This is a genomic window from Cupriavidus alkaliphilus (assembly GCF_014191175.1).
GTDB lineage: Bacteria > Pseudomonadota > Gammaproteobacteria > Burkholderiales > Burkholderiaceae > Cupriavidus > Cupriavidus alkaliphilus.
In genome coordinates this window covers 508,667-531,480 of the sequence record NZ_JACHWE010000003.1, presented here as the reverse complement: position 1 = coordinate 531,480, position 22,814 = coordinate 508,667, and the positions used below count along the sequence as shown (strand labels likewise).

Sequence of the window (22,814 nt, the reverse complement as noted above, 5' to 3'; positions counted from 1 at the left end):
AAGACGCGGGACCCATCCCCGCAAAGCCGACGCCCCGCGAGAGCGGGGCGTCGGCACGGCCGGGGCGAGAACGCCTCAGGTGTACGTGACCTCCGGATTGCCCGCGGCCAGCGCCTGCTCCCGGTCCGCGGCCGGCGGGTAGATCCACTGGGTATTGATCAGCAACTTGCGTGCCTTGCCTTCGGCGTGCGTCAGCTTGACCTGCCGGTCCCAGCCTTCGGTATAGACCGCGCCCCATGCGCCCAGGTCAAGGCAGGTTGCATAGAAGTCCTGCCGGTACGCGATCGTCGGCAGACCCAGCAGGTCCGCCGCCACGTTATGTCCGGCAAATCGCCCCATGTACAAGGCGTGCTGGCACGACATCAGCGAGTAGTGGCCGTCGTCGTCGGTCAGTGCGCGCACCACGTCGCCGGCGCCGAACACACCGCTTGTACCGGTCACCCGCAGGTCCGCGGTGACTTCCATGCGCCCCTGTCGGTCAAGGTGCGGCGAGACTTGCGCGGTCAGGCCACTGGCAATCATGCCACCCGTCCAGATGACCGTGCCCGCGTCGATCCGTTCACCGGTCGCGGTCACCACGCCGCCGGCATCCACAGAGACCACGCCCGCGCCGACGCGGGTCTCGATACCCAGCTGCTCCAGTGCCTGCAGGATCTGCGGGCGCGGGCCGGGCCCGAGATCCGGACCGATCGCATCTGCGCGCTCGACGATGACGATGCGGGGGCGCACGGTCTCGCCCAGGATCGCGCACAGCCGCTGCGGCAGTTCAGTCGCCACCTCCAGCCCCGTAAAGCCGCCGCCGACCACGACAAAGGTATTGCGCCGCGGGCCCTCGGGCTGCGACGGCAGGCGTTCCAGATGCTCGCGCAGCGCCACCGCCTCGTGCAGCTGGTCCACCGCGAAGGCGTGTTCTGCCAGGCCCGGCAGCGGCGGACGGAACAGGCGGCTACCGCTGGCAAGGACCAGGCGCTCGTAGCCTTCGGTGCTGGTCTGGCCATCGGCCCTGGTGATCTCGACGCAATGGTCCGCCACATGGATGCGCTCGACCGAGCCTTCGATGAACTTGACGCCAACGGCGTCCAGCACCGGAAGGAACGGCACCGCCATCTGCTCGGGGTGGGCCTCGTGCAGGCGCGGACGGACGTGGAGCTCTGGCCGCGGTGAAACCAGCGTGATCTCGACATCCGCCGCAGCGCCGCCTTGCATATCGACGACGCGCGCCGCGCCGAGCGCCGTCCACAGTCCGGCAAAGCCGCCGCCGACAATCAGGATCCTACGTTTCATGATGGTTACCTCGCTTCCTTCTGTTGTTGGCCTTCGGCGGCACGACGTGGCGACCGAACGGTGTAAGACGCCTGGCCGCGCGGTGCAAAACCGGCGGATCCGGGGTCCGAAATCGGGGGAACCGGGCCGTGACCGGCCCGGGAGAACGGCTGCGCTAGTTCACCGGGGTGAAGACCGGCGCCCCGACCGTTTCATGGCATGACTCAGGTTGGCCTTGTCCAGCCCGCAGGCCTTGTCGGAGGAATCCGGCACCATGCGGAAGGCGACGTTCAGCCGGTTTCCGGAGCTCCATGAGCATCTTGGACAGCGCGGGCGATTGCTGGAAGTCGTTGAGGCGTTGCGTCATGTTCCCTCCTGCTGAGATGACGGGGATGCTCGGCGGGTCTGCGCCGGAAGGCAAACAGCGGCCGCTTGAAGAGCATCCTAGCTGTCGGCCGGTTGCAGCGGAAGCATCACCAAAGTACCCACTCTGTTACCACACCGGCACCAATCGGTGCGCCCGCTCCCGTTCCAGATGGCTTGCCCCGGAACTGACCCCGTCCCGCGCGAGAGCACCCGGGAAGCGTGCGCGCAGAATCTTCTCCGCTCCCCGTGGCGAGCACGGCGAGGTGCCGGGGCGGGCTGGCACCGTGAACTAGGCAGAAGCCGCATCAGGGCGCGGCAGGCCCTGCCGCGGGCGCCGCGCCCTTTTCCGGGGCTGTCTGAGCGCCCGGACAGGCGGCTGTTCCGGTAGCGAGTGCAGTCATGACGAGACATGCCTGGGGTGGCGCAGGCTGCAGGATGCACCGCGCCTGCGACCAGGGGCATTGGTGCGGGCAAGGAAACGCTGAAGGCCCAGGTACGAATCTACTGCCGCATGGCCACTGCGCCTAAGCTGCTATGCATCGGCGTCTGGCCCGATCCAGTGGAGAGCATCATGTACCGCTACCGGCTTTGCATTTCGTTTGTCGGGTGGATTTCCCTGGCAACTCTCCATATCGGGCTGGCGCTCGCGCTTTGCCGCAGCGGCGTGATCTGAGCGGTCGGCTGACCGTCCCTCTGCACGATCCTCAGCGGCCGGCCGCGTCCGGCAACGCGAATGCCATTGGCGCCGGCCAGCTTGCACAGCACGCGTATCAGCCAGTCAAGAACGAGACGAACTCGTCCAGTTCCAGCCTGCTGAGGTCCATGTTGTTCTCCGGCATACTGTTGTCCGCATAGCCCAGCGACATGCCGGCCACGATCATCTCCTCGCTGGAGATGCCAAGACTTTCCCGAAGCACCGCCGATTGCAGCGACCAGATCTGCTGCGGACAGGTATCCAGCCCGCGCGCGCGCGCGGCCAGCATGATGTTCTGCAGAAAGCAGCCGTAGCAGATGAAGCTGGCCCATTCCAGGCGCCGATCCATGGTGAAGATCAGCCCCACTGGCGCATCAAAGAACCGGAACTGCCGTTCGACGTCGCGTCGGCGCCCGACGATATCGCTGCGCTGCACGCCCTGCGCATCGCCCAGCATGCCGCGAAACGTGTTGAAGCGCGAAGAGAACGGCGCGGGCAATTCGTTGGGAAAGAACGGGTATTCGGGCGCGAGCCCCGTGGGCGCGGCGCGATACGCTTCGACCGCGGCTTCCGTGATCTTGTCGCGCGCCGCTCCGGTCAGCACATAGCAGCGCCAGGGCTGCGTGTTGCTCGAACTGGGCGCGTATTTCGCGACGGACAGGATGTCCCTGACCGTCTCGATCGGCACCGCGTGGTCCAGGAAGCCGCGCTTGCTGCGGCGTCCGCGGATCAGCGCTTCCGTCAATTGGATTGCCTCCATCTTCATGTCTCCGTTCTAGTGGTGGGGGTCGCTACGCTGGAAAAGATCATAGATATCTCCCCGGCCTTGTGAAGACGGCAAGCCTGGAAAGCTCCGTCCGGAATCGACGAACGACCAGCACCTGTCGGCACAGGTACGGCGTCCAGATTCCTGGACGCTGCGTTCCGCAATCCCACGGGCACGCGCGCAGCCGATTCGCCTATCTTCCTACTCGGATCGACGCCCGATCCCATACGAAAACACGGTGGAGATGTGGAATGAATCAGTTGAAATGCCTGCCGCAGGAAGAGATTGTCTGGGGACTCGACGTGCTGAAGACCGTCGCAGCGTCCATGGGGAGCTACGGCATCCGCCGTCCGATCATATTCACCGTCGAGTTCCTTGACGCATTGAACCGCGAGCACCTGCAGCCTGCCGTCGGCGACAGCGTTGGCACCTTCACCGGCCTGCCGCCGCATGTTCCCGATTTCGCCGTCCAGGACGGGCTGCGCGCCTGCATCGGTGCCCGTGCGGAATCGATCATCGCGCTCGGCGGCGGCTCCGTGCTCGACGCCGCCAAGGCGGTCTCGCACCTGCATTTCCAGCAGACCGGCCGCTACCTGCCGATTGCGGCGATTCCCACCACGCTGTCGGGTTCGGAGTTCTCCCACTATTTCGGCGTGACCGAGACGGATGGCCCGCGCAAATTCAAGCGCAGCCATGCCGTCCGCGAAACCACACCCAGGCTGGTGGTGCTCGACCCGAGGATGATCGTCGATACCCCGCGCATGCTGCTGCTGAGCTCGGCCATCAAGGGCATCGACCATGCCGTGGAAGGCATGCGCCGGGTCGACGTGGATCATCCTCACGCCATCCTCGCCGCCAGGGGCGTGGAGCGCTTCCTGGCCGTGCTGGAGAAGTGGCCGCGCAAGCTCGAAACGCGGGATGCCATCGCGGGCGGCCTGGTTTCGACCGACGACCTGATGCAGCTTCAGCTTGCCGCGTGGCAGTGCTACTTCTATCCCGCTTCGGTCATCTATGGCCTGAGCCATCGCATCGGGCACATCCTCGGCGGGACCTTCGGCGTCGCTCACAGCCTGACCTCCTGCATCGCGCTGGCGCCCGTCATCCGGGCCTGTGCCGGCGCCTATGGCCGCAAGCTCGAGATCTTCGCCATGGACCGTGGCAGCCGCACGCCTGCCGCCTTCCTCGCCGACCGCATCGAGGCAGTCGTGGACGCGCTGCAACTGCCGAGCCGGCTCGGCGACCTCGATTTCGACCGGGCCAGGCTTCCCGAGATGGCGGCGCTGCTCAAGCAGAACTATCCCGCCGAGGTCGGCGACCTGGGCGACAACGCCGGCACCAGGCTGGATGCGCTGCTGGAGGGAATGTGGTAATGAACCGCCAGCCCTCCGACAGCTTCCCGCATCCCACCGGCCTGCGCAACGCGCTCGAGGCCCTGGCCAGCCGGGAGGTCACCGCGACAGGCCTGGCTGAAGCGGCACTCCAACGCGCGCAGGCATGCAAACAGTCACTCAACGCGTTCGCCGCCATTGACGGGGCGCGCGCCTTGCAGGCCGCTGCGGAAAGCGACCGTCGCTACCGCGAAGGCAGCCAGCGCCCGCTGGAAGGCCTGCCGATCGCCATCAAGGACCTGATCGACACCAAAGACATCGAAACCCTGTACGGATCGACGGCCTGCCGCGGCAATGTTCCCGCAGCCGACGCCGACATCGTGAAGATCTTGACGGATTGCGGCGCCATCGTCATCGGCAAGACCACCACCCACGAATTTGCGTGGGGCGTGACCACCGCCAGCCCCAGCTTCGGCGACACCCTGAATCCCCGCGACCACACCCGCATTCCAGGCGGCTCGAGCGGCGGCGCCGCGGCGGCGATCGCGCATGGCGCGGTCATGGCGGGCGTGGGCACCGACACCGGCGGCTCAGTGCGGATTCCGGCCGCGCTCTGCGGTGTGGTCGGCTTCAAGCCGACGCTCGGCACGCTTTCTACGCGCGGTGTGTTTCCGCTGGCGCCCACCTGCGACCATGTCGGCCTGCTGGGCTCACAGGTCGATGACGTGCGGGTGCTCGCCGAAGCCCTCGGCATCGGGAATTCCCACGCCGATGCCAGGCTGTCCCCTCGCCTCGGCATCGTCCGGCACATCGCGCCGGTGCCGCTGAGTGCGGAGATCGCCAGCGCTTTCGCTGGAGCAGTTGAAAAACTGGCCCAGGACTTTGCCTGCGAGGACCTCGGCGGAACCCGTCGGTTTGATGCCATGTTCGACACCGTGTTCGATGCCTTCGCGGCCATCGTCCTCATCGAGGGCGGCATCGAGCATCTGCGCCGCCACGAGTGGGATCGCATCGCCAGGCATTACAACCCGGAAACGGTCGACCGACTCCGGCGCGCACAGGCCATGGATCTGCGCGCCTATGCGGCAGCCCAGCAGGCGAGGCGAGAGTTCACGGCCCGGCTGCATGCGGCGATGTCGGCGTTCGACTTTCTCGTGTTGCCGACCTGCCCTTGCACCGCGCCGCGACGCGACGCCGGCACGGTCGGCATCGGCGACTGGACCGGCACGGTTCGCGAAGCCCTGATGACCTACACCGCCCCGTTCAACCTGGCCGGCTTTCCCGCCATCTCGATTCCCCTGCCGTCCCGCAACGGCGGCCTTCCGGCGGCGTTGCAGATCGTCGCCCGGCCCGGCGGCGACGCTGCGCTGCTGCGGGTCGCGCAGCAGATGGAGTCGTTGCTGGGGACCGCCTGCGGTGCACCAGACTTGCCCTGACCCACCACCACGAGGAGACCAGAATGAACCATACCGTCAAGCCCGCATCCCTGGCGCCGGCAGAAGCGCCCGCCGGCCATACGCCCTACAGCGACTGGTTGCAGACCGAGCTGCTTCACTCGCTGCAGCACCCCGTCAGCGATCATCCCGGCGAGCACGCCTGGATCGTGTCGGCGCAGGTGTCCGAGCTCTACTGGATGCTGATCATCCGGGAAATCCAGGCCGCGCAGGCGCAACTGCGTGCCGACGACCTGGCTGGCGCCTGCCGCACGTTGCGGCGCGTCGTCGCCCACCACGAGCCGCTCAATGCGACCTGGCGCTCCATTGCGTGGATGACACCGGTCGACCTGCTGGCGATCCTGTCCTGCGTTGGTCCGAAGTATGGCAAGGACACCGCGCTCCAGGGCTGGACCTTCCGCCAGATGGTCTACCTGCTCGGCATCAAGCAGGGCGAGCACCTGCAGCACTTCCTGCCGCAGCCCCACCGCTGGCAGCAACTCAGCAAAGCACTGGCAGAGCCGAGCCTGTACGACGACGTGCTTGCCCATCTGAGCCGCCAGGGCTTCGCCGTGCCGACGCCGGCACTCGACCGCGATTTCAGCATGCCCTATACGCCGGACCAAACGGTCGAGAAGGTCTGGCGCGACGTCTACGCCGATCCGGACCAGCACCGCGAACTGCAGCAACTCGGCGAGACGCTGGCCGATATCGCGGAGGGATTCGCCGCATGGAAACACCTGCACCTGATGGCCACGCGCCGCACCTTCGGCGCAAGGCCGGCCTACTTCGGCACCGAGGGCATTGCCTGGCTGCTGCCAACCATGAACGAGATCCCGTTCCCGGAACTCTGGTCCGCGCGCGGCATCATCGGCGATCCACCCGCGGTGTGCCCGCACGCCCGCGGGCAGCAAGGCGGCCGGGGAATGGGACTGCGTGACTGACCATCGACCTGGAAGAAACCCATGCACAATGAGCCCACAAGCAGGCTGGCAGCCTGTGCCCGCGCTGCCATCGCCGATCCTGCACGGATCACCATCGTGGGGAACGATGCAAACCCGCGCTTCGAGCTGTTCCATGCGGCGAGTTCCCTGTGCTCCCAGAAAGTACGCGCGGTGCTGTTGGAAAAACGGTTGCCGTACCGATCGAACGACATGCTGATCCTGAGCGCGATGGGTCCGGACGGCGTCATTCCGGCAGAGCACTATCACCCGCCCTACGTCCGCCTGCGGCTGATAGCCGGACAGGAAATCGGACGGGAGTTCGTCACCGGCTATAGCGGACGTCCTTCCGTGGACACCGATGGGTTCGATCCCTGCGCGGTGCCGTTGCTCGTCGACCACGAAGCCTCCCGCGTGATCGCGGATTCGCGGCGGATCTGCTGCTATCTCGACGCGGTGTCGCGCGCGCCAATCCAGCTCCTGCCCGACGATGACCAGGAGCGTGCCGCGGTAATGCGTCAAGTGGAGATTGTCGACCAGATGCCAAACGGCGCCCTGCTCTATGGCTCGCATCCCGAAGCCGACCGGCGGCCCGACGCGCTCAAGGCGATCATGGAAACAGTCTACGATCACAAGATCGCCGCGATCGAGGCCATGCTCACCGACAATGCCGAAGACAACGAACTCGTTGCCGCCTATCGCGCCAAGCTCGCCAAGGAGCGAGGCGGCCGGGCGGTGCGTTGCGATGCCGCATTCCAGCGCGTCGCGCGCCATCACGTCGAACGCGTGTTGAAGGAGCTGGACCGTACCCTGGAGACTGCACCAGCGCAGTATGTTGCGGGACACGCGTTCTCTCTGGGGGATGTGCTGTGGGGTGTCAACCTGGTGCGGCTGGCATACCTCGGGCTCGCGCCAATGTGGGACGACCTGCCCAACGTTGCCCGCTATGTCGAGATGCTGGCCAAGCGCCCTTCGCTCTGCAGGGAGGCGATCCGCGCCACTATCGACTCGCTGCCGCCATCGCAACAGATGGACGCGCTGGGAACCTGCGTGGAGACGTCCCCGGCCTGAGCGGCGGCCATCCTGTTATCGGCCCGTGCCGATGAAGAAAAAGGGCGGAGACTGCGAGTCTCCGCCCTTTCTTGCGCCCAAGCTCTACGTTCAGGCTGCTACCGGCTCCGGCTGGACGTGCAGGGCGCGGGCAACAGTCGTCACCCTGCGGCCCTGGTATCGTGCAACGTCGAGGTGATCGCCGTCGGGCTTCACGGTGTCACGGTGCGAGACGTGAGTTGCGCCGTACGGGGTGCCAGCCTTGAACATCGCCGCGTCGGCATAGCCCAGCGGAACGATGATCAGGCCAAGGTGCGCCATGGGCGTATAGGCCGCCAGCAGCGTGGCTTCATTACCGCCGTGGCGCGAGGACGTCGTGCCGAACACCGAGCCCACCTTGCCGTTGAGCTTGCCCGCGAACCAGAGGCCGCCGAGCCCGTCGATATACGATTTGAGTTCGGCCGAGATCGTCCCGAACCGCGTCGGCGTGCCGAACACGATCGCGTCGGCCCACTCGGCATCGGCTTCGGTCGGCGCCTCATATTTCGCGTTCATCTCCGTGGCGTTCTCGAGCCAGCCCGGTGCCTGCCGCATGACATCGGGGCCAACGAATTCCCGCACACGCCGAATGCGCAGTTCGGCGCCAGCCTCGAGGGCGCCCTCGGCGACAGCCTTGGCGAGCAGCTCGGTAGAGCTGTTCCGTGAATAGAAGACGATCAGTACTTTTGGCTTGCGCATATCGATCTCCGGCAACCTCATGCAGAAATGGGCTCGAGCCGGCCCAGCAGTTCGTCCTTGCGATCCACCAGCCACGGCGGGAGCTGGAACTCTTCGCCGAAATGGCCGGGCGCTTCATCGACAGCGAAGCCGATGTCGGTGGTGGCGGCCTCGAACATCACGCCGCCGGGCATCTTGAAGTACATCGAGCGGAAGTAGTTGCGGTGCACCGACTCGGAAGTGTCGATGTAGCCCAGCGCAAACAGCTTTTCCTTCAGGATCGCCTGCTGTTCGACGTTGTCGACGGCGAAGGCTACATGGTGGATCGTCCCTTCGCCGTAGATCGACGAGCCCTGGTGCCGGTCTGGCTCATGCAGGAACTCGACGACCTTGCCGGGGCCGCCGGTGTACGTCTCAAAGCGGTAGTACGGCCCCGCCTGGCCGACGTTTCGGAAGCCAATCGCTTCGCTCATAAAGCGGATGGATTCAGCGACATCGCGCAGCGACAGGGTGATGCTGTGCACGCCGCGGATGGCATGGATGGCGGGGATATCGCTTGCGACGCAAGCCGGACGCGGGTCGAGATCCGTTTCGACGAGATCGAACTCGATGCCACACGGATGTTCGAACCGCTGGCGACGCTCGCCGAAGCGCTCGACGATCTCGCTGTCATACGGCACGTTCATGGCGTCGAAGCGGCTACGCCAGAACTCGAGCGAGCCCTTGGGCACCGAGTAGTTGATGACGCGCACCTGGCCCGATCCCTGGCGTGCCATGACCCCCCGCTGGCGGAACGGAAACGACGTCACCAGCGTCCCCGGATCGCCACTCGCGTTGCCGTAGTACAGGTGGTAGATGGGATCCTCGCCGTCGAGCAGCACGGTCTTTTTCACGAGGCTCTGCCCGAGCAGCTTGACGTAGAAATCGACATCCTCCTGCGCGTGCCGCACGCCGGCAGTCAGGTGATGAAATCCCTTGAGCATTGTCATTGTCCTCTCCAGATTAAATAGGGATGTGGAAACAGCGCACAGCCGCTCCTGCGCAACAGCTTATGACGGCAGATTCCGCTTGGGCAGCCGTCAGGGGTTGTACGCAGGGTTCGGCAAACTTGGACAATGGCGCCCTGTCGAGACGCGGAGCGTTCCGCCGGGCAGGAAAAATTGGACCCGGCGGCCGCCACAAACGCGGCGATGCGCCAAGGGCTTGCCCGGGTGGCAGCGAGCTGCGGGCGTGGAGTATGATCCGTCACCCACTCGCTTCTTGACCATCGCCGCCCCCATGGGAATGGCCGGCAAGCCTCCATGAAATGCTCGACCTAAAGGACGTTTATTACTTTGTGCAGGTGGTCGACCGTGGCGGATTCACCGCGGCCGGGGAAGCCCTCCGGCTTCCGAAGTCCACGCTGAGTCACCGCGTAAAGGAACTGGAAGCCTCGCTGGGCGTGCGACTGATCAACCGGACGTCGCGCCAGTTCGCGGTAACGGAGGTGGGGCAGGAGTTCTACCAGTACGCCATGGCGCTGATGCGCAGCGCCGAGCTTGCCGAGGAAGCGATGCGTCAGCGGCTGGCAGAGCCGAGCGGCGTGATCCGCGTGACGACGGCAACGGACATTGCCCAGTTCGCGCTGCGCCATGTCTTGCCGACCTTTCTCTCCGACCACCCCAAAGTAAGGATCGAAGAAACTGCCACGGACAGGGTCGTGGACATCGTCGGCGAGGGCTTCGATCTGGCCATCAGAGGCCATGTCGGCCAGCTGCAGGACTCCAACCTGGTTCAGCATCCCTTGGCCAGGACGCCGTGGTATCTCTTCGCAGGCCCGGACTATCTCGAGCGAACGTCAGTGCCGGCAGAACCCGCGGCGCTGGGATCTCACGCCATCCTTGCCATGGCCGGCAAGGGCGCGTCGCCATGGCAATTGCTGGGCCCGGACAAGCGCGTGGCCACGGTGCAGTTTGAACCGAGATTCCTCAGCAACAGCCTGATCTCGCTGAAAGAGGCGGCGTGTGCGAACGTGGGGGTCGCCGCGCTGCCGGTGTACGCTTGTCAGGCGGAGCTAACGGCCGGCTCGCTCAGGCAGATATTGCCGGATTGGATTGCGGCGGACGCTCGTATCACCGCCCTCATCCCCTATCGCACGGGCCTGCTTCCAGCGGTCCGCACGCTCGTGGACTATCTCGCCGTGGTGCTACCGAAGGTGACGGCGTTTGACCACAACTGAGCCTTCGGCGCGCCGGCTCATTTGAGCGATCCCATCACCGGAAAATGGCACAAACAAGGTTCTACCTCGTTGCGATGTCCTCAGGTCAGAGCAGCCGGCAGCATGCCATGCGCCGCCTCGGCGGCCGGCACGGGCGGCACGGTTGCCTTCAGGCGCCGCGCCGGGGCTACGCTATCGCGACGAGGAATACTTCTTCCTCAAGATCCGCGCAGCCTTCCCCGGCATTCCTCGATGAACCAAAAAAAAAGGACCTGGATCGCTCCAAGTCCTTGATTTCATCGATCGAACGCTGGTGGGTGCTGAGGGGCTCGAACCCCCGACCTACGCCTTGTAAGGGGATATAATCTCTTTTAAAATCAAAGAGTTACAACACCAACCAACTTCACTGTGCTAGTCGTATTGAAGAGGCAAGCCGCGTTGTGGTTCCACATGCTGGTGCATGTCTATTCCTCAACGCGGCCTTTCCCTGCCCATACGGACTGGGCTACACAGCCATGTGTCCCCCAACTCTTCCTGCACGCAGATCTGCTATACTTGTACAATTAATAGTACCAGTTACCTGAGGAGTGCAGTATGCGTACCATCCATTTCTCCGACGCGCGCAGCAATCTAAAGGCAGTCATGGACCAAGCCATTGACGACCACGACGCGGTGCTCATCACGCGCCGCGACGCACCGAATGTGGTCATCATGTCGCAAGAGCAGTACGACAGCTGGATGGAAACGATGCACCTGCTCAGCTCGCCGGCTAACGCCGCGCGCCTGCTGCGTTCGATCCAGCAGCACCGCGCTGGCATGGCGGAGAAGCACGAACTGATCGACCCGGACGCTGAATGAAGCGCCAGCTGACCTTTATGGCCGATGCTTGGGAAGACTATGTCTATTGGCAGGGCCAAGACAAGAAAACGCTCAAGCGCATCAACGCCCTAATCCAGGACGCCCAACGCGAACCGTTCGATGGGCTTGGCAAGCCCGAGCCGCTGAAAGGCAACCTGTCGGGCTACTGGTCGCGGCGCATCGACGACATCAACCGCCTGGTGTATTTCGCCAACGACGATGAACTGACCATCATCGCTTGTCGGCTTCACTATGGCGACAAGTAAGCGCTATAACCGCCTGACGGTGCTGCTAGGGTTCATACTCACTCCCGTCTCCTCCCTTTCACCGAAGGGATTCCAGCCCGCGCTCGCAGCGGGCTTTTTGAATCAAGTAGTTGGAAAGCTGCTGCCAGAATGAATCCTTCATGGCCGAAAAGCCTTACCGGGAGCCGGACCAAGAGCGGCTACCGCCAGTTTTCGCACGCAAAGTACAGGAAATTCCACATACGATCGGCCGGTCGGCGCTCCAGTTTGTGCACGTAGGCAAAACCATGGCCGCCGTCCTGATCCCGCAAGGACTTCCCGACGATCACCTCAAACCAGCCGTCCTGGCGGCGCCGATATCCAGCCCGCCGAAGAAAGCCGCCGTCAATGCCGACCGCACGAATCGGACTGGGCTCCGGGATCTCGGGCGAGCGAACGCTGGCCGCCACCGCCGCCTGCTGCGGGGCATCGGTGGCCTGCTCCGCTTCCAGCCGTCGACCGAGCATGGTGACCTGGCGCCGGATCGACGTGATCGAGTGGCAATACTTTCCGCAGTACGTTGACGGTCAGACCATACGACATCAACGCTGCAAACTTCACCTCGAGATACTGCAGTTCTAAACTGACCCCGCTCAGGCAGACATCGGGCGACTGGGCTGAAGGTGGGGGCGTCGCCCTGGCACTGCCGGCAGCGGTACAGCCTCAGACTGTCAATCGACAGCCGTCCGAACGCGCTACGGAAAACCAAGTGATGGTGGCCCTTGCAAGCCAGCTGCGCCCCGCACGTGGGACAGACGCTGGTCCGGGCAACTGCCTCGGCAACCTGTGCCGTGACCATCGTGCGCTGCAGCCGACCCAGCAATGATTTTGCCTCATCCAGATGCAGGCCCAGCGAGCCCACATCAAGGCCGTCTCTCTCGAACTGAGCAATTTCGGTGACGGTGGCTGGCGCGCCTCCATCGTCCTGCACTACGAGTTGCAAGCTAATACGCATGGCCGCTTTCCTCCCTTGGAAGCTGCAGCGACCAGTCTACGCATCGAGCTCTCGCAACCGATCATTAACGATCCGACGATCAAAGCGACGATCCAGCCGAATCAGCCACCTATCGACCTCGTCGCGCGGGTCTTCCAGCACGATTGGCCCTTCGCGCAGCGACTCGATCCAATCGACGAACTCATATTCGCTGTGTTCGTTCCTAGCCTCCAGATACCTCTCGATTCCGCCAATGTCCTCGGGCGGGCATGGCCCGTAACCCGCCACGCAACGGGGCAACTGGCCAGGTTGTTGCCGCAGCATACGCCGCTCCATGCGTATCTCCTGGCGCCACCACGCGTTGAAGTCATACACATAGACGAAGCCTTCGTGTTCTCGGAGATGAAACGCGGTCAGCGGCAGTTCGCTGGCGACTGTGTAGAACTGCAAGACCCCTTCATGAGCTTCGCCGTAACGCCTGCCACGAATACTGAACGTGTGCAAATGTTCATCGGCCCAGCCCATGGCGACCTGGATAACTTTGTGCAATAGCCCGAGCCTCAAGTGCTCGGGCACGAGGACACGTCGCCAAACCGGCGGGCTCAGGCCGCGCAGAGCAATTCGAAGTTGAAGGACGGAGATAGCCGGCCCAGATTCGGAAGCCATGCAGGCATTGTAGGTGCCTCATTAGCCTCTCAGCAGAGGTCCAATCGTCAGCCCCCGTTTTGCCGCGGTCTCCTTACCGGCGGAACGGCCGTTCCCTGTGGTTTGCGGCGCTCCGTGCGATCCGTCAGGGCGGGGACGGCCCAGAGATAAGCCGCATCTCCCTGATCAACGCGGCGATAGACGATTTCCCCCATCACCATGGGTTGCTGATCATGCAGCAAACGGATGCCACTTGAGGCGTGTTAGGACAGAGCTACCCTAACTCAACACGTCGTGCCACCTTCCGTCTAGCGATGCTCGCACGGCGAGTAGGTATCGCCGAGGACTGGAGAACCCGTGCGACCGGTCGCTCCATTGGCCGACCATTTCGCCGTGACTACGGCCCCACAATGATGGCCTTCGTATGCCGACTTTGGTTCCTAACAAGCAGCCCAGCACGGTGGATTTTGATCGCCTCTCTTAACGCGAGAATTCCAATCGGGAACAGCGTCGAGGCCAGAATAGCAAACAGGGCTAAGATGTTGCCGATGTTTGACGAAATGTATCGCGAGAAGATCAAAGGCGTCGTGGCGGTAAATACAAGGGTGCCGTAGACGAACGTGTAGAAATATATCCTTATCGTCCTGGACCGTTTGCGCTGATACTTCGGTGCGAAATCGATCTGCAGATTACCCTGATGGGGCAGGTGTTTCAAATAGGCGCGACCCAACACGTAAAATTGAAGCGCCTTCTCTGGCTCATGCAGCGAAAGCAGATACTCCACTTCACTGCTTTTGAGCCCTCGATCCCCCGATATCGCCAGGTATCCCTTCTCCTTTGCGAACGGATGAATCGCGCCCGTCGCCACATCGGAAAGAAATTCCTTGGCAAACTTGTATTCCTCGCGTGCACCCACCCTTCTAATACTGGTGATTTCGAAGAATACCTTTGCCAGCGTGAAGATCCCAGCGGCAACGGATGCCAGTTTCACAATGGTTTCCATACTCTATCTGACGCCTGAACGATTTAAAGCCTGAATAAGACCCCGCCGGAATCCCGAGTCGCGATCGGTACATCTGCGGATTCAGGGAATGACCCAGTCAGCAAGTTTTGATTTGACGAGAATTTCTTGTGAGCTCCGGCCGGAAACCCGCATGATTGCTTGGGGGGACTATCCCGGTATATTGCATCGAAATCAAAGGGATACCACACAGCGCCCCTCACGACCGCCGACCTCGGCTTCGCAAGCCCGCCCAGGGACCGGAACTGGCCGATCTCTGCCTTCAGTCGGGGCCCGGAAGGAACCTGGGCCGGACGCTCCTGGCGTGTTGACACATTTACGGCCGCAACGGTGACAGACTTAATAGGGTCTACGATGTAGTGGTCTAACATCCTCGGACAGGGCAATCGGGCCGTGACCAAGCGATTGAGGTTCTGCAGTATCACTATGGACGCCTGCAATGATTTCCTCGATCAATGCCGTGACACTCGCCACCCACGACATGTCACGAGCCGTTGCCTTCTACCAGGCGCTCGGATTCCAGCTCCGCTATGGAGGCGCTGATGCGGAATTCACCAGCTTCCATGCGGGCACGGGGTATCTCAACCTGATTGCGCAGCCTGCCAGCCGGCAATGGTCGTGGTGGGGACGCATCATCTTCCATGTCGACGATGTCGACGCCATCCACCAACGGGCGCTCGGACACGGCCTGCGTCCCGAGGCCGCCCCGCGCGATGCCGAGTGGGGCGAGCGGTACTTCCATATCAGCGATCCTGACGGCCATGAGCTGAGTTTTGCTAGGCTGCTGGTGGAGTAAGCAAACGGCTTCGCTGACTCACGCGCCGGCACCGGCGTGGTGACTCACCCTCTCTTCCCACGCTCATCACCTTCGGCCGGAGACGACGAGAGACGCCGACACTTGCGCCGTGGCGATATCGTCTCGTGTAGGGGTCCCAGTCCCGCGAACCTTGAGCGCGAGTTCCTTTAGCGCTTCGCCTTGACGGCTTGCTCTCATTGTTTGCGAGCGTGGGCGGGAGACGATCCGATGCTGTTCGCCAATTGCTTCAAATAACCAGTGGGCTCGATGAAATCCGCGGAGCAACCCGGCAAGCGTGAAGCCGGTCAGTCCGTCCTCGACGCTGCCGCGAGGGCCTGGTCCCGCCGGATGTCTTCGGCAACCGCTGCAATCTCGCCGCGCAGCCAGCGGTGTGCCGGATCGGCATGCCGGCGGCCATGCCATACCAGCGAAACGGTGAAGCCGCCGACTTCGACGGGCGGTTCGAGCACTTGCAAGGGAACGGCGCTGCCGAGACGCCGGGCAGTCAGTTCCGCGATCAGGCCGATCAGGTCAGACTGCGACACCAGCAGCGGCGCCAGCAGGAAATGCGGCATGGTCAGGGAGGCCGGTGCGCGGATCCCAAGCGTTCCATAGAGTCCGTTGACGGCCTCCTTCACCGCGCCGTAGGTGCTGCTGGCGCGCAGGTGCTTGCCCTGGCAGAACTGTTCGAGCGACAGGCTGCCTTTAATCTCCGGATGTCCGATGCGCGCCATGGCCTTCAGCCGGTCCGAGAACAGCTCGCGCACGTAGAAGTTCGGTGGCGCGCTTTCCTCGTTCCACAGCACCAGGTCGATCGTGCCGTCCTTCAGTGCGGCGAGATCGTCCTGCGGCTTGAGCGGCCGGATGTCCAGGTCGATCCCCGGCGCGGCCGCGGTCAGGCGCTGGATCAGCAGCGGCAGCAGGATAAAGCCGATGTAGTCGCTGGTTGCGATGCGGAATGTGCCGGTGAAGCTTGCGGCATCGAAGCCCTCCGCCGGCCGCACCAGCGTCTCGAGCGCGTCGAGCGCGCGCTGCAAGGGCTCGGCCAGTTCGAGCGCACGCGCGGTCGGCACCAGGCCGCGGCCCATCGACACGAACAACGGGTCATGAAACAGGTCCCGCAGCCTCGCCAGCGTATGACTGACGGCCGACTGGGTCATGTTCAGCTCCACCGCCGCCTTGGTGACGTTGCACTCCTTGACCAGCGACGCGAAGACTTGCAGGGACTTCAGATCGACGTTATGCAAACGTTCTCCGGCATCTCCGCCGCCGGCCATGGCTGCATGGCGGCGCAGATGCGCTTCAATGTGGGTGGAGACCAAATTGTAGCCGCTGGTCGGGCAGCGCCCCGGCTGGCGCTGCCCGCGGCATGTCCAGCGCGGGGCTAATAGAGGACGACGGAGCGGATGGATTCGCCCCGCTTCATCAGGTCGAAGCCCCGGTTGATCTCGTCCAGGGTAAGCCGATGCGTGATCATGTCGTCAATGCGGATCTTGTTTTCCATGTACCAGTCGACAATCTTCGGGACATCGGTGCGGCCCCGCGCGCCGCCGAACGCCGACCCTTTCCATACCCGGCCAGTGACCAGCTGGAACGGCCGGGTGCGGATCTCCTCGCCCGCCGCCGCGACGCCGATCAGGATGCACTGCCCCCACCCCTTGTGGCAGCATTCGAGCGCCTGGCGCATGACCTGCGTATTGCCGATGCATTCGAACGCGTAATCGGCGCCGCCGTCGGTGAGCTGGATGATGTGGTCGACGACATTGTCGACCGCTTTCGGATTGATGAAATCGGTCATCCCATACTGCCGCGCAATGGCTTCCCGCGCCGGATTGATGTCGACGCCGATGATCTTGCCGGCGCCGACCAGCCGCGCGCCCTGGATGACGTTGAGCCCGATGCCGCCCAGGCCGAACACCACGACATTTGCCCCGGCCTCGACCCTGGCGGTGAATATCACGGCACCCAGCCCGGTGGTGACCCCGCAGCCGATATAGCAGACTGTGTCGAATGGGGCGTCTTCGCGGATTTTCGCCAGCGCGATCTCGGGAACCACGGTGTAGTTCGAGAACGTCGACGTGCCCATGTAGTGATAGATGGGACGGCCGCCGGCACTGAAGCGGCTGGTTTCGTCCGGCATCAGCCCGCGCCCCTGGGTCGCGCGGATCGCCTGGCACAGGTTGGTCTTCTTCGACAGGCAGAACTTGCATCCGCGGCATTCCGGCGTGTATAGCGGAATCACATGGTCGCCGCGTTTCAGGCTCTTGACGCCTGGCCCGGCGTCGACGACAACGCCGGCGCCCTCATGTCCGAGGATGGCGGGGAAGATGCCCTCCGGATCGGCACCGGAGAGCGTGTAGTAGTCGGTGTGGCAGATGCCGGTGGCTTTCAGTTCGACCAGCACTTCGCCCTCGCATGGCCCGGCGAGGTCGACGGTTTCGATGGTCAGGGGAGCGCCTGCCTGCCACGCAACAGCAGCTTTGGTTTTCATTGCAGTCCTTGCACGCAAGTGGGTAATGGGACGGCGGATCCGCTATCAGCGCGAGCCTTCCGGCAAGGAAGCAGCCAGCTGCTCCTGCCGGGATCCGCCCAGTACGTTGAAGAAGAGGTTCAGCAAGACCGCGGCGAGCGCGGCCAGCAGGATGCTGCTATGCAGAAGCGGTGCCAGTTGCGCGGGGAATTTGGCGAAGAATTCAGGCTTCACCACCGGCAGCATGCCGATGCTCACGCTGATGGCGATGATGTAGGCATTGAACGGGTTGTTGTCATAGTCGACGGCAGCCAGCATCCGGACGCCGCAGGCGGTGATCATGCCGAACATGATCAGCCCCGCGCCACCCAGCACGTATGCGGGCACCAGCGCGACCAGCGCCGACATCTTCGGGAACAGGCCCAGCGCCATCAGGATCACCCCGCCCATGGCGCAGACCCAGCGGCTGCGCACGCCGGTGATGCTGACCAGCCCGACGTTCTCGGCGTATGAGGTGTAGGGAAAGATATTGAAGACCGCGCCGAGCAGCGTGCCCAGTCCGTCTGCCCGGAAACCTTTGACCATCGCGGCTTCGTCGACAGGCTTGCTGACGATCTCGCCGACCGCGACAAACATGCCGGTCGCCTCGATGAACGTCACCAGCATGACGATGGACATGGCAACGATGGCCCAGAAGTCGAACTTCGGCATGCCGAAATGGAATGGCAGCACCAGCCCGAACCACGCAGCTTCGCCGACCGGCGAAAAATCGATCGAGCCGTTGACGGTGGCCACGCCCATGCCGAACACGATGCCCAGCAGGACCGCGATGTTGCGGATGAAGCCGTTGAAGTACTTGGTCAGGGCCAGGATGAAGGCGAGCACCAGGAAGGACATGCCAATCAGTTTCGGGCTGCCGAACTCCGGATGGCCCGTTCCGCCGGCGGCCCATTCCGCACTGACCACCATCAGGCATAGGCCGACCACGAGGATCTCCGTGCCGATCACCACCGGCGGGAAGAAGCGCAGCCCTTTCGCCATCAGCGGCGCGATGGCAATGCCGAGCAGGCCCGAGCAGATCATCGAGCCGTATATGCCGAGCAGGCCCAGTTCGGGGTTGGCGCCGATGGCGATCATCGGTCCCACGCCGGTAAACGACACCCCCATCATGATCGGCAGCCGGACGCCGAACCAGCGGGTGCCGACGGCCTGGACCAGCGTGATCAGCCCGGAAACGAACAGGTCCACGCTGATCAGGTAGGCGACCTGCTCCTTTGGCAGTTTCAAGGCCATACCGATGATCAGCGGCACCGCGACCGCGCCGGCATACATGACCATCACATGCTGCATGCCGAGCACGGTCAGGCGGCCGGCCGGGAGGACTTCATCGACCGCGGCACGCGAGTCGGCGGGGATATAGCGCTTGGCTTTCATGGTGTCTCCTCCGGAATATGGTTTTTTTGTCTCTATGGCGCCGGCGCGGACGCGGCGAAGATGCCCGACATCACGATGAAGCCGGGCATGCGCCTGACCCGGTCGGTCCACCGGCGCAGCGCGGGATAGTCGATCAGCGGGATCCCGCCCTCGTCGGACAGCGCAACATACGGAAAGCAGGCGATGTCGGCCACGGTCGGGCGCTCGCCGCTGCAGATCCAGCCGGCGTGCTCGCGCTCGGAAAACCAGAGCTGCTCGTCCAGCACGCGGAACAACGCATGCGCGCCAGCGCGCGCCTTGTCTGCATCGAGCGCATAGCGCAACAAGTCGTGCAGCCGCGCCGCCGATGCTGTGCCGGTGATCGCATCCGCAAACGCAAGCCACATATTGACCTCGGCCAGCCGCTTCGGATCGTCGGTGGGATACCAGCTGCGCGTCGCGTCGTAGCGCGACGCGAGATAGCCTAGGATCGCCTGCGCGTCGCGCAGGACGAAACCGTCGTCGTCCAGCACCGGCAACTGGCCGAGGGGGTTCAATGCCAGGAAGGCATCGCCCTTGTGCTCCTGGCCGGGAAAAAACTCGACGTTCTGCTTCCGGTATTCCAGGCCCAGGATATTCATGAAGAGGCGCAACTTGTAGCAGTTGCCGGACAGCTCATAGTCGTAAAGGGTAATCATCGGCAACTCCCTACAGATCGAGGACCAGAAGTCCGGAGCGGCTGCGCGAAACGCACGGCAGCAGGCAGCGGTTGCTCTGCCTTTCGGCGGCGCTGAGGTAAACGTCGCGGTGCTCCGGTTCGCCGTCGACCACATCGGTCAGGCAGGTGCCGCAGACGCCCTGCTCGCATGAGGTATCCAGCGCAATGCCTTGCGCCTTCAGTGCCTCGGCCAGGGTGACGCCGGCCGGCACGAGGAACTCCGTGCCACGCTTGCCGAGGCGGACGCGGAATGGCTGGTCGGCGTGGTGCGAGACGTCGTTGGCGAACAGTTCGGCATGGACGCGTGCCTCGGCGATACCCCGCATAGCCGCCCTTTCCCGCACCAGATCGATCAGCGGGCGCGGGCCACAGACGTAGATGTGGCAATCGTCCGGGGTGGTCTGCAGCGCCCGCTCAACCGCTTCGCGCGTGGCTTGCGCGGTCAGGTCCATATGGCGCTGCAGGTGGTCGAGCCCGGCCAGGCGCTCGCCGAAGGCGACATGCGCCTCGCCCCGCGTGAAATAGTGCAGCGCATAGGGCAGTCGCGCGGCCTGCAGGGACGCGGCCATTGCCAGGATCGGCGTGATGCCTATCCCTCCGGCGATGAGCAGGCCGCCCGCGGCCGGGGCCAGCCGGAAGTTGTTCTTCGGTGCGGACACGGCCAGCCGGTCGCCGACCTGCAGCGCCTCATGCATCGAACGCGACCCGCCCCGTGACTGGGGCTCGAGCTTGACCCCGATCACTAGGCTGTCGCGCTCGCCAGGCGCGTTGACCAGGGAGTATTGCCGTACCGGTCCGGCGGGCGTATGCACGTCGATATGCGCGCCGGGCTCGAAGGCGAGCGGGAACCCGGCCGACGGTGCCAGCCTGAAAGCCACGATGTCTTGCGCGGTCATCCAGCGCGCCGCAACGGTGACCGCGTGCGTGTTGGAGGGCACTGCGGCCGGCCTTGGCACGACGGCAATGATGCGTGGCTGTGCAATGGATGCGGCGGCGCCCGTGCCGCCGGCTCGCGCCGCGTTGTGTTCGACATCGCGGCGCAGCGCCGTCAGCATCCGGTTGTGCCAGCGCAAGGCGGCTTCCGGTGCCATGCCGCACCCGCTGGCCGTGCTGTGCACGATGGTCTTGCCGGTGTCGGCGGGCTGCAGCCAGAACCGGACTTGCCGTTCGTGCGCCCCGGCGCGCCATGACAGGTCGATCTGGGCAACTTCGTTGTCACGGCGGACCAGCGTGGCAGAGCCAGGCACGGCACTGTCATCGTAGCCGGCGTAGCGTGCCAGCGCGTCGGCAACCGCATCGATGCCCGCATGGAAGACCTGGCTGCGCAGCGCCAGCGGCAGCGCTCTGCCGGCCGTGGCGAACGGGGCCGCTGCATCGGCTGCCAGGTTGACCCAGACGTAGCCGCCGGCTTCGGCCGCGGCGAAGGTCCTGGCGCACAGGCTTGCCGGCGGCGTGGCGCTGCTAGCCGCGGGAATATGCGTGCAGCGGCCGTCCCCGCTGCGGTATTGCCAGCCGTGATACTGGCAGCGCAGCTTTTCTCCGGTATTGGCGCCCAGTGAGAAGCGCACGCTGCGGTGCGGACACCGGTTCTCCCAGGCGTTCACCGTGCCGTCGTCGGCGCGCCACAACGCCAGTTCGATGCCATGCAACTGACCCTGGAAGACATGGCGCATGGGCAGGTCGTCGGCGCGCGCCACCGGGTACCAGCGGTGCTCGCGCGTGTTCATTGCGTTTTCCATATGCGTGGCGTGGTCAGTGAGCTTGATAGGTGCCGTACGAGATGCCCTTCTGCAGCAGCCAGCGCCGATAGGCGGCTGACATCGCGTCGGCGCGCGTCGGGACTTCGAGCCGGATGCCAAGCGGCAGGGTGCGCGGCATATGGTTGGACAAGATCATCAGGTCCTGACCGAAGATCGTCTGCTGGAACTGTCGGAGGTCCTGGTCGCTCGAGGTGTCATCCAGGTAAGCCAGCACGGTGTGCGCGATGCACCAATCTTCTTCGACGGGCTGCACGAACAGGCAGATCACGTCGCGCCGGGTCGGCTGCGGCGGCGAGGTCTTGTAGAGGATGGCAACAAACGGGCTGGCAACGCGATAGATGTAGTCCGTATCGATGCCGGCGGTCGAAGCCGATGCCGCCCTTGGCTGATAGAACCGGCATTCACGTGCATAGATCTCGTCGGTGTCGCGGTCGAACTCGACGGAGTACGGCGCCACATCGGTGTGTGGCTCTTCGCCCAGGTAGCCGGTATGGACGTAGGGAAAGTGCGCCATGTCCAGGAAATTCTCAATCGCGCGCAGACCCGAGACATGGACGCGCATGGAGCCGGCCCCGAGGATGCGGCGGTCAGGCTCGCTGAACTCAGGCACGGCAAAGAACGCTTCGGCCGGCTCGCCGAGCGACACCCAATGCGTGTGATAGCAGGTTTGCACGCGGCATGCGTCGCCCCCTTCACGGCGCGCGGAAAACCTGCCTTCCTTGTCGCGGCCATATTCGATGTCCTGTCCCAGCAGCCGGGTATGGTAACGAACCCCCTCCTTCAGGTCTTCCACGACCGCTACCGGGTACCACGCATCCCGGATTGTCGCTTCGATCTCCATGCGCATTGCTCCTCCTGTTCCGACGCGGATTTCATGTTTGAGGTCTGGGAAGGAACGATACGTTTGGCGTTGATATCGATCAAATGACGAGGTTCATAGCAGGTATGAAAGATCGTCATTGGAAATCCGGCCGGGAAACGCCTAGGCAGCGCAGGCGTCGCGTGAGTGGCGAAGACGCCTAGCCTGTAGCGCGAGCACACACTGCTGGCCGGCCTTGTCCACAGCAATCCCGCTTATGCCGCCGCCATCCTGGCTTATGCCGAATGCGCCGGCGCTCGCATCGCTTGTGGTCTGGTCGTGGACCGGTCGCTATTGGCGC

The 22,814-nt window shown here is 64.0% G+C and carries 20 protein-coding genes and 1 pseudogene; 8 read left to right on the top strand and 13 right to left on the bottom strand.

The genetic code is table 11. The features are described from left to right. Nucleotides 1–75: 75 nt before the first annotated feature. Nucleotides 76–1,284: an NAD(P)/FAD-dependent oxidoreductase gene (locus FHX60_RS14070; protein WP_183283706.1), complete on the bottom strand. Its 1,209-nt coding sequence runs from the start codon at nucleotides 1,282–1,284 to the stop codon at nucleotides 76–78. Between the two features lie 1,115 nt (nucleotides 1,285–2,399). Continuing rightward, nucleotides 2,400–3,083, bottom strand: coding sequence for a nitroreductase (locus FHX60_RS14065; protein ID WP_183283705.1), 684 nt, complete (start codon nucleotides 3,081–3,083; stop codon nucleotides 2,400–2,402). 257 nt (nucleotides 3,084–3,340) lie between these two features. Between FHX60_RS14065 and FHX60_RS14060 the strand changes: the two genes are divergently transcribed. The 4 genes from FHX60_RS14060 to FHX60_RS14045 are packed head-to-tail and all read left to right on the top strand — an operon-like array spanning nucleotide 3,341 to nucleotide 7,862. Next, nucleotides 3,341–4,459, top strand: coding sequence for an iron-containing alcohol dehydrogenase (locus FHX60_RS14060; protein ID WP_112777397.1), 1,119 nt, complete (start codon nucleotides 3,341–3,343; stop codon nucleotides 4,457–4,459). Continuing rightward, nucleotides 4,459–5,853 (top strand): amidase, encoded by a 1,395-nt coding sequence (locus tag FHX60_RS14055; protein WP_183283704.1) that lies wholly within the window; start codon nucleotides 4,459–4,461, stop codon nucleotides 5,851–5,853. The genes FHX60_RS14060 and FHX60_RS14055 overlap by 1 nt, the downstream gene beginning before the upstream one ends. A gap of 23 nt (nucleotides 5,854–5,876) precedes the next feature. Next, nucleotides 5,877–6,794: a tryptophan 2,3-dioxygenase gene (locus tag FHX60_RS14050; protein ID WP_183283703.1), complete on the top strand. Its 918-nt coding sequence runs from the start codon at nucleotides 5,877–5,879 to the stop codon at nucleotides 6,792–6,794. A gap of 21 nt (nucleotides 6,795–6,815) precedes the next feature. Then, complete coding sequence (locus tag FHX60_RS14045) at nucleotides 6,816–7,862, top strand: glutathione S-transferase family protein (RefSeq protein WP_183283702.1); 1,047 nt, start codon at nucleotides 6,816–6,818, stop codon at nucleotides 7,860–7,862. Between the two features lie 90 nt (nucleotides 7,863–7,952). Here FHX60_RS14045 and wrbA read toward each other — a convergent pair whose 3' ends face one another. Then, entirely contained in the window at nucleotides 7,953–8,579 is a 627-nt protein-coding gene (wrbA, locus tag FHX60_RS14040; RefSeq protein WP_183283701.1) for an NAD(P)H:quinone oxidoreductase, read from the bottom strand. Between the two features lie 17 nt (nucleotides 8,580–8,596). Beyond that, on the bottom strand, nucleotides 8,597–9,547 hold the full coding sequence (locus tag FHX60_RS14035; protein ID WP_183283700.1) for a ring-cleaving dioxygenase: 951 nt from the start codon (nucleotides 9,545–9,547) through the stop codon (nucleotides 8,597–8,599). Nucleotides 9,548–9,864: 317 nt separating this feature from the next. Between FHX60_RS14035 and FHX60_RS14030 the strand changes: the two genes are divergently transcribed. The 3 genes from FHX60_RS14030 to FHX60_RS14020 all read left to right on the top strand — a co-directional run bounded on the left by FHX60_RS14030 (nucleotide 9,865) and on the right by FHX60_RS14020 (nucleotide 11,879). Continuing rightward, nucleotides 9,865–10,776, top strand: coding sequence for a LysR substrate-binding domain-containing protein (locus FHX60_RS14030; protein WP_112777391.1), 912 nt, complete (start codon nucleotides 9,865–9,867; stop codon nucleotides 10,774–10,776). Between the two features lie 573 nt (nucleotides 10,777–11,349). Beyond that, nucleotides 11,350–11,613: a type II toxin-antitoxin system Phd/YefM family antitoxin gene (locus FHX60_RS14025; protein ID WP_183283699.1), complete on the top strand. Its 264-nt coding sequence runs from the start codon at nucleotides 11,350–11,352 to the stop codon at nucleotides 11,611–11,613. Beyond that, nucleotides 11,610–11,879: a Txe/YoeB family addiction module toxin gene (locus tag FHX60_RS14020; RefSeq protein WP_183283698.1), complete on the top strand. Its 270-nt coding sequence runs from the start codon at nucleotides 11,610–11,612 to the stop codon at nucleotides 11,877–11,879. Before FHX60_RS14025 ends, FHX60_RS14020 begins: the two co-directional genes overlap by 4 nt. A gap of 206 nt (nucleotides 11,880–12,085) precedes the next feature. Here the strand turns inward: FHX60_RS14020 and FHX60_RS27755 are convergent. The 3 genes and pseudogenes from FHX60_RS27755 to FHX60_RS14005 form a co-directional block, all read right to left on the bottom strand. Beyond that, nucleotides 12,086–12,852: pseudogene (locus tag FHX60_RS27755) on the bottom strand (ISKra4-like element ISBte1 family transposase); the annotation flags it as partial. 36 nt (nucleotides 12,853–12,888) lie between these two features. After that, nucleotides 12,889–13,497 carry a plasmid pRiA4b ORF-3 family protein gene (locus FHX60_RS14010; RefSeq protein WP_183283696.1) on the bottom strand — a complete coding sequence of 203 codons (609 nt, stop codon included), beginning with the start codon at nucleotides 13,495–13,497 and terminating at the stop codon, nucleotides 12,889–12,891. 376 nt (nucleotides 13,498–13,873) lie between these two features. After that, on the bottom strand, nucleotides 13,874–14,479 hold the full coding sequence (locus FHX60_RS14005; protein WP_183283695.1) for a hypothetical protein: 606 nt from the start codon (nucleotides 14,477–14,479) through the stop codon (nucleotides 13,874–13,876). 457 nt (nucleotides 14,480–14,936) lie between these two features. Here FHX60_RS14005 and FHX60_RS14000 point away from each other — a divergent pair, with 457 nt between their 5' ends. After that, nucleotides 14,937–15,293, top strand: a complete 357-nt coding sequence (locus FHX60_RS14000) for a VOC family protein (protein WP_183283694.1) — start codon at nucleotides 14,937–14,939, stop codon at nucleotides 15,291–15,293. A gap of 305 nt (nucleotides 15,294–15,598) precedes the next feature. On the opposite strand, the gene FHX60_RS13995 is transcribed toward FHX60_RS14000, so the two are convergent. From FHX60_RS13995 to FHX60_RS13970, 6 genes are all read right to left on the bottom strand, one after another. Continuing rightward, on the bottom strand, nucleotides 15,599–16,615 hold the full coding sequence (locus FHX60_RS13995) for a LysR family transcriptional regulator (RefSeq protein WP_183283693.1): 1,017 nt from the start codon (nucleotides 16,613–16,615) through the stop codon (nucleotides 15,599–15,601). Between the two features lie 62 nt (nucleotides 16,616–16,677). After that, complete coding sequence (locus FHX60_RS13990; RefSeq protein ID WP_183283692.1) at nucleotides 16,678–17,784, bottom strand: S-(hydroxymethyl)glutathione dehydrogenase/class III alcohol dehydrogenase; 1,107 nt, start codon at nucleotides 17,782–17,784, stop codon at nucleotides 16,678–16,680. Nucleotides 17,785–17,829: 45 nt separating this feature from the next. Beyond that, complete coding sequence (locus tag FHX60_RS13985; protein ID WP_183283691.1) at nucleotides 17,830–19,197, bottom strand: nucleobase:cation symporter-2 family protein; 1,368 nt, start codon at nucleotides 19,195–19,197, stop codon at nucleotides 17,830–17,832. A 32-nt stretch (nucleotides 19,198–19,229) separates the two neighbouring features. Next, nucleotides 19,230–19,874, bottom strand: coding sequence for a glutathione S-transferase family protein (locus FHX60_RS13980; protein ID WP_116603061.1), 645 nt, complete (start codon nucleotides 19,872–19,874; stop codon nucleotides 19,230–19,232). 10 nt (nucleotides 19,875–19,884) lie between these two features. Further along, nucleotides 19,885–21,753, bottom strand: a complete 1,869-nt coding sequence (locus tag FHX60_RS13975) for a Rieske 2Fe-2S domain-containing protein (RefSeq protein WP_183283690.1) — start codon at nucleotides 21,751–21,753, stop codon at nucleotides 19,885–19,887. Continuing rightward, nucleotides 21,647–22,495, bottom strand: a complete 849-nt coding sequence (locus FHX60_RS13970; RefSeq protein ID WP_183283689.1) for an aromatic ring-hydroxylating oxygenase subunit alpha — start codon at nucleotides 22,493–22,495, stop codon at nucleotides 21,647–21,649. The genes FHX60_RS13975 and FHX60_RS13970 overlap by 107 nt, the downstream gene beginning before the upstream one ends. Nucleotides 22,496–22,814 lie beyond the last annotated feature (319 nt).